Raw genomic sequence first — 7394 nt, 5'->3', positions numbered from 1 at the left:
TATAGTTGATGAGATTTATTTTTCATACAAGGCGGCGAGCCGCAGACAGTATGGGTAATACGGCAAGGCGAGCCAACGCCGTATGAAAATTAAAGAACATTAACGATAAAACATCGCTTGCCAAGTATTGCACAGTAGATTCCCGCATTCGCTGGAATGACGGCATGTTTTTATATTGCACTGAATTTTCAGTGAGAAAATACAAATGATGACACGCCCCAGCCAAACACAGTTGAAATGATTTATTTCCCATACGGCGTTGTCCCGCCTTTGTATGCACAATAAATCATTTCAACGATGGTGCTGTGTTTATTTTTTATCAAACACTTGCGCCCATAATTGGCAGACAGCAGCATAATCGCGGCGCAAATCGTCATCAACCACAATGGCAGCATGGTCGTGCAGCGATGCGGCGTGTTGGCGTTGGCGGTAGCGGCGGTAGGCTTCGGCGGCGGCGCGGGCGGATTGGGCAGGCAAAACGCCGTTTTGCGCCATGCGTGCCAGCAGGGCGATGTTGCCTTTGTTGTCGAGCAATTCGGGGTGGGCGCGGGCGTGTGCCAAAATGCCGTATTGGACGATAAATTCGACATCGATAATCCCGCCACGCGCATATTTGATGTCGTGGCCGTGCGGGGGGTGGGTGGCGGCGATTTTGTCGCGCATTTGGGCAATATCTTGTTTTAGTTTGGTTTGGTCGCGGTTTTGGGTCAGGATTTCGCTGCGCAGGGCGTCAAACTGTGCCGCCACGTCTGCCGCGCCGCAAACGAAACGGGCGCGGCTGAGGGCTTGGTGTTCCCATGTCCATGCGTTTTCGCGCTGGTAGCGGGCAAAGGCGGCGGTGCTGTGAACGAGAAAGCCGCTTTCGCCGTTGGGGCGCAGGCGCAAATCCAGTTCGTACAAGGTGCCCGCTCCGGTGCTGCCGCTCAAGCAGGTATTCAGGCGGCGGGCGAGTTTGGCGTAGTTTTCGGCGGCTTCGGGGTGGGGGTCGTCATACAGATACACCAAGTCCAAATCGGAAGCGTAGCCCAGCTCTTTGCCGCCGAGTTTGCCGTAGCCGATAACGGCAAATTGCGGGTCGGGACGGTGGATTTTGGCGATGCGCCGCCACACTTCGGGCAGGGCGGCAGCCAGCACGGTGTCGGCAAGCTGCGAAAGTTCGTCGCTGATGCGTTCCACCGAATACAGCCCCGCCAAGTCCTGAACCGCCAAACGGAAGGTTTGCGCGTGTTGGAAATGGCGCAGGGTGTCCATCATGCTTTCGGTGTCTTCGCACGCTGCCAACTGCCGCGCCAATTCGTTTGCCAACGCCGTCCAATCCAAAGGCGCCATCAGTTGTGCCGAGAGCAATTCGTCCAGCAAAATCGGGTGGCGTTGCAGATAATCCGCCAGCCACGCGCTTTGCGACATCAGTTGTGCCAGTTGCGCCAAGGCGGCGGGGTATTGCCGCAAAAACGCCAAATAAGCGGAACGGCGGCTGACCGCTTCCAAAAAGTCCAACAAACGGGCGGCGGTGCGTTCGGGCTGCGGACAACGCGCCGCCGCTTCCAACAGGCGCGGCACCACGGCATCAAAACGCGGTTGCGCGTGGGTGGACAAACGGCGGTAGCGGCTGCCCGCTTTCAAACGCCGCAAACGCCCCGCCAAATCATCAACATCGGCATAGCCCGCTTGGCGCAACGCCGCCGCCGTGTCCGCGCCGTCGTCGTCCGCACCACGCCACAGCCCGTCCAAAGCATGCGCCGCATCATCACGGCGTTCGGGCGTGTCCAAAATCTCGGCAAACACGGCATGCACGCGCTGACGGTGGTCATCTAAAGCCTGTGCAAACGCTTCATCATCGGCAAAACCCATGCTTCGCGCCAATGCCGCACGCTGCACGGGCGCATCGGGCAGAATCTGCGTTTGCGCGTCGTCCCAATACTGCAAACGGTGTTCGGTGTCGCGCAAAAAACGGTAGGCAGCCGACAACTCCGCCACCGTTTGTTCGGGCAAAATGCCGTGTTCCGCCAAGCAGTTCAGCGTTTCCCGTGTGCCTTTAAGCTGCAAGGCGCGGTTTTGCCCGCCGCGTATCATCTGGAAAATCTGCGCCACAAACTCCACTTCGCGAATCCCGCCCGTGCCGATTTTGATGTTGTTTTCCGCACCGCGCTTGTGCGCTTCGGCGGCAATTTGGCGGTGCAAATCGCGCATCGCCTCATAAGCGTTATAATCCAAATATTTGCGAAACACAAACGGACGCACCAAATCGCGCAAACCGTTGGCGTGCGGCGTTACCACCCGCGCCTTGCACCACGCATAACGCTCCCACTCGCGCCCCTGCGTTGCCAAATACTGCTCCAGCGCCGCCTCGCTGCACACCAATGCGCCACTGTCGCCATCAGGGCGCAAACGCATGTCCACACGGAACACCTGCCCGTCTTCGGTAACATCGTCCAGCAACGCAATGATTTTTTTGCCGACTTTGGTGAAAAACTCCTGATTGCCGATGCGGCGTTTGCCGTCCGTCTCACCGTTTTCGGGATAAATAAAAATCAAATCGATGTCGGACGACACATTCAGCTCAAACCCGCCCGCCTTGCCCATCGCCACCACGCTCAAACGCTGCGGCGCACGGCTAAAATGACCGTACGGCTCGCCGTAGCGGGCAGCCAACGCCGCATGGGCAAAGCGTTCCGCCGCATTCACGGCAAAATCCGCCAACCGCGTAACCGTGCCGCACACCTCGTCCAAATCCGCCGCCCCGCCCAAATCGCGCACCATCACCTGCGCCAGCACATGACGGCGCAAACGCCGCAACGACCGTGCCAAATCTGACTCGTCCGGCGACTGCCAATCGGCAAAACCTGAAAAATCATCGGCATCTAAGGGACGCGCCAAACGCGGCAGCAGCCACGTTTCGTCCAACAAACCGTTGTCTGCCTGCCGCGCCAGCCACAGCGAATACTGCCGCGCCCGTGCCAAATCCTTATCCGTCATCACTTATCCGCTCCGTCCAATGTTTCATGCACATCAAGCACAGCCCCATGCCTTGCCCTGATTCGGATGGCGTTACCCCCCCGACCGAATAAAAAAACCGTTACCGCCGTAAACGGCGGGGTTTCACACCAAAAAGGCATTTTAATCAAAACAAAAAGCTGCTTGAACACGGAACATTCCGCGCCAAACAGCCGCATGCCTGCGCCACCGCCGCCCGTTTACGCTTCCGCCTGCACGGGCGCGACAAAACTCACCCCCGCCAATTGCGCATTGACAATCGCATTTTGCAGCGCTGCCAACGCCTTCGGACGGACAAAATTGCGCCGGTACGCCAACACGATGCGCCGTTGCGGCGCGGGCTGGGCAATCGGCACAATGGAAAACAACATATGGTCGTTTTCCGTCAGCGCGGTGGCGGGCAGCACGCTGATGCCCAAACCGCTTGCCACCATGTGCCTGATGGTATTGATGGAACTGCCCTGCAACGTGCTGGTCAAGCCCGGAATGCGCTGGCGCGAAGCCAATTCGCTGCAACTGCCCAAAATCTGGTCGCGCATGCAATTGCCTTCGGTCAGCAGCAGCAAACGCTCGTTTTGCAACTGCGATGCTTCCACCTCGTCCAAATCCTCAAACGCATGCCCCTTCGGCACAATCACAAAAAACGGCTCGTCATACAAAGGCATCACTTCCACACCCGTTTCGTGGTACGGCTCTGCCACCACCACCGCGTCCAACTCGCCGCGCTTGAGCGAATCGGTGAGCGCATTGGTGTAGTTTTCTTCCAGCATCAGGGGCATTTTCGGCGCAATGTCGCGCAGCGACAAAATCAGCTTCGGCAGCAGATAGGGCGCAACGGTAAAAATCAAGCCCAATTTCAACGCACCTTCCAGCTCGTTTTGCTCTTCGGTTGCCATTTGGCGAATCACATCGGCTTCGCCCAGCACCTTACGCGCCTGCCCGACAATACGCTCGCCCGAATCGGTGGTGATGACTTCGTTGCTGCTGCGGTCGAACAAAATCACCCCCAATTCTTCTTCCAGCTTTTTGATGGCGATGGACAAAGTGGGCTGGCTGACGTGGCAGCGCTGCGCCGCCCGACCGAAATGCCGCTCCTGCGCCACCGCCACGATATAACGCAATTCGGTCAGCGTCATTGCAGGCTTACCCCCTTGGCGGTTTTGTTGTCGGGCAGGGTGATGTTCAGCTCGAGCATGTCGATGCCGTCCCGTTTTTCGTGGGCGATGTTGATGTCGTCCAACTCGATTTTCACGTATTTGGACAATACTTCCAAAAGCTCTTTTTGCAGGGTGGGCAGAAAGTCGGGGGTTTCGTTTTCGGTATCGCGGGTGTTGCGCTCTTGGGCAATGATGATTTGCAAACGGTCGCGCGCCAAATTCGCCGACTTGTTTTTCTTGCCGAACAAAAACTCAAAAATAGACATGGCTTATCTCCCGAACAGGCGTTTGAAAAAGCCCTTTTTCTCGGGCGCGACAAAACGGATTTCGCGGTTTTCGCCCAGCAGGCGCGCCACTACGTCTTTGTAGGCTTCGGCGGCGTTGGCGTTGTCTTGGTGAATCACGGGCGAGCCGGCATTGGAAGCCTGCAGCACGCTTTGCGATTCGGGAATCACGCCCAGCAGGGGAATGCGCAGAATGTCTTGAATGTCCTGTACCGACAGCATTTCGCCTTTGGAAACGCGTTCGGGCGAATAGCGGGTAATCAGCAGGTGTTCTTTTACGGTTTGACCACGCTCGGCTTTGCGCGATTTGCTCTGCAAAATGCCCAAGATGCGGTCGGAGTCGCGCACGCTGGAAACTTCGGGGTTGGTGGTGATGATGGCTTCATCGGCAAAATACAGTGCCATCAGTGCGCCCGTTTCGATGCCTGCGGGCGAGTCGCAAATCACGTATTCGAAGCGCAGGCTTTGAATCAGTTCCGCCAAAACGCGCTCCACGCCCGCTTTGTTCAGGGCTTCTTTGTCGCGGGTTTGCGAGGCGGGCAGGATGTAGAGGTTGTCGCAGTGTTTGTCTTTAATCAGGGCTTGGTTGAGGGTGGCTTCTTTTTGAATGACGTTAATCAGGTCGTACACCACGCGCCGTTCGCAGCCCATAATCAAATCCAGATTGCGCAGACCCACGTCAAAGTCAATCACGCAGGTTTTGTGGCCGCGCAATGCCAAACCACTGGCAATGCTGGCACTGGTGGTGGTTTTGCCTACTCCGCCCTTTCCGGAGGTTACTACAATGATTTTTGCCACTTTGGGGCTCCTTATCAAAAAATGCTGTGTCCCGTGTCGGCACGGGCTTTTGAAAACAAAAACGTTCCGCGCTTATTCGGTGCGGATGGCGCCTATCGCCAAGCGGTCGTCGTGCAGCTCGATTTGCACGGGTTTGCGGTGCAGGTGCTGCGGCAGGCTTTGTTCGAATACGCGGTAGATGCCGGCAATGGAAACCAGCTCCGCCTGCATGGATTGGACGAATATCCGTGCGTTGGTGTCGCCTGATGCGCCCGCCAAGGCGCGTCCGCGCAGGGGGGCGTAGATGTGGATGTTGCCGTCTGCGATGACTTCCGCGCCCGGACTGACCGAGCCGAGTACGATTAAGTCGGCTTGTTCGGCATAAATCTGCTGTCCGGTACGCACGGGGGCGGACACGACAATGGTGGGCTTGGCGGCATTCATGCTGACTTTGCCGTCTGCGGGCGCATCTTCGGTTGCCATGCCCGATTCTGCCGCTTCTGCCGCCGCTTCCGGCGACACTTCGGGGGTGATGTCCAGCAGGTCGGCTTCTTTTGCCATTTCCACGGTTTTCACCGCGTCGTTGTCGTTGTACAGCGCGTCTTCATCGCGGGCGGGTTTGGACGGCGGCGTGTCTTCGGTGTCTTCGGCGGCGGGGTTTGCGCTGCCATCATCGTTTGTGTCTGCCGTTGCGGCGGTGTCTGTTTGTTCTGCTTCCTGCGGCGGGGTTTCGTTTGCCGTTTCGGCAGACGCTTCCACCCGCAGTTTGGCGACAAACGACAATTCGTGCGCCGCCGCCAGTGCCGCCACGGCGGTGTCGCGGTGACTCAGGGCGACAATATTGATGCCGTACAGGGCAAACAGGGCAACGATTTCGCCCACCGGCAATTCATCGGGCGCGTCCACGCCACTGATGTCCAGCACAAAGGGCAATGCTTTAAATTTTATGTATTTTTCAATGTTTTGCTGTAGGGTTTCCCGAATGGCGCCCATATCATTTTCGTGCAGGCGCACCGCCAAAGCATCCAAACGCGCCGATTTGACGTTAAACGCAGATTTCATGTTTCAAATGTGATTGTTTTATTTAATGGGGACAAGTGTACCCTTTTTGTCGGGCTTGTTCAATAGCGGGGGCGGCATACGGCGGCAACGGCGGGGAAAAAGTCCCGCCGTGTTTCTTTTCTGTGGAAAAATCAGATGTTGAACAGTGGTGTATCTGAAAAATGCCGCTTTGCTCAAACGGTGTTTTGCGGCGTACCCGCAACAAAGGCACGGACGTTGGCTTCCACCATATCGGTCATGCGCGACAGGGCTTCGGCACTTGCCCAAGCGTTGTGCGGGGTAACAATCAGATTCGGCAGCCGCGCCAACAGGGGGTTGCCGTTGCGGGGCGGCTCTTGGCCCAACACGTCAAAGCCCGCACCGCCCAATTGCCCGTATTTGAGCGCCGCCAACACTGCCTGTTCGTCTGCCAAACCGCCGCGCCCGACATTAATCAGCACCGCGCCCGCTTTCATCATCTGCAATTCGGCTTCGCCAATCATGTGGCGCGTTTGCGCGTTTAGGGGGCAATGCAGCGACACCACGTCCGCTTGCGCCAGTGCCTGCCCGAACGGGGTATAGCCTTCGCGCACGCTTGCCGCGCCCTTGCGTTCGCCCCACAGCACCGTCATGCCGAACGCCCGCGCATAGCCTGCCAGCGTCTGCCCGATGTTACCGCGCCCGAACAGGGTCAGCGTTTTGCCGTGCAACTCGCGCACGGGCGCACCGAAATGGCAGAAAAACGGCGCGTTCTGCCACACGCCCGCCGCCACGTCGCGCATGTAGGCAGGCAGGTTCCGCATCAGCGCGAGCATCATCATCAAGGCGTGTTCCGCCACGCTTTCGTTGCCGTAGGCACGGACGTTGCACACCGTTACCCCCGCTTCGCGGGCGGCGGGCAAATCGATGTTGTCGTAGCCGGTTGCCGTCAGGGCAATCAGCTTCAAACGCGGCGCGGCGGCAAAGGCGGCGCGGTCAAACACCACCTTGTTGCAGATGACGATGTCCGCACCGGCAATCCGCGCCGCCAACTCATCGGGCGCGGTCAAGCCGTATTCGGCATAATCGTGCGGAAAATCAAAGCAAAACGGACGGGTCGGCAAAGTATCGCGGTCGAGAAAGACAATCCGCGTCATCGCCC

General features: G+C 57.8%; 6 protein-coding genes. All 6 read right to left on the bottom strand.

All coding sequences use genetic code 11. The annotated features are described in order from the left end of the window. Positions 1-309: 309 nt before the first annotated feature. Entirely contained in the window at positions 310-2976 is a 2667-nt protein-coding gene (gene glnE / locus G392_RS0107700; protein WP_027009786.1) for a bifunctional [glutamate--ammonia ligase]-adenylyl-L-tyrosine phosphorylase/[glutamate--ammonia-ligase] adenylyltransferase, read from the bottom strand. A gap of 218 nt (positions 2977-3194) precedes the next feature. Beyond that, entirely contained in the window at positions 3195-4130 is a 936-nt protein-coding gene (locus tag G392_RS0107695) for a LysR substrate-binding domain-containing protein (RefSeq protein WP_027009785.1), read from the bottom strand. Further along, on the bottom strand, positions 4127-4417 hold the full coding sequence (minE, locus tag G392_RS0107690; RefSeq protein WP_027009784.1) for a cell division topological specificity factor MinE: 291 nt from the start codon (positions 4415-4417) through the stop codon (positions 4127-4129). The genes G392_RS0107695 and minE overlap by 4 nt, the downstream gene beginning before the upstream one ends. A gap of 3 nt (positions 4418-4420) precedes the next feature. Continuing rightward, a complete protein-coding gene (gene minD / locus G392_RS0107685; protein WP_027009783.1) occupies positions 4421-5233 on the bottom strand; it encodes a septum site-determining protein MinD in 813 nt (270 codons plus the stop codon). A gap of 72 nt (positions 5234-5305) precedes the next feature. Beyond that, the gene (gene minC, locus G392_RS13300) at positions 5306-6274 is read right to left on the bottom strand and encodes a septum site-determining protein MinC (RefSeq protein ID WP_027009782.1); all 969 of its coding nucleotides are present in this window, start codon (positions 6272-6274) and stop codon (positions 5306-5308) included. Positions 6275-6447: 173 nt separating this feature from the next. Next, on the bottom strand, positions 6448-7389 hold the full coding sequence (locus G392_RS0107675; RefSeq protein WP_027009781.1) for a D-2-hydroxyacid dehydrogenase: 942 nt from the start codon (positions 7387-7389) through the stop codon (positions 6448-6450). Positions 7390-7394 lie beyond the last annotated feature (5 nt).

This window comes from Conchiformibius kuhniae DSM 17694, assembly GCF_000428785.1.
In the GTDB taxonomy this organism is placed as follows: domain Bacteria; phylum Pseudomonadota; class Gammaproteobacteria; order Burkholderiales; family Neisseriaceae; genus Conchiformibius; species Conchiformibius kuhniae.
Note: the sequence above shows the minus strand (reverse complement) of the source record. Positions and strands in the feature narration are given on the sequence as shown.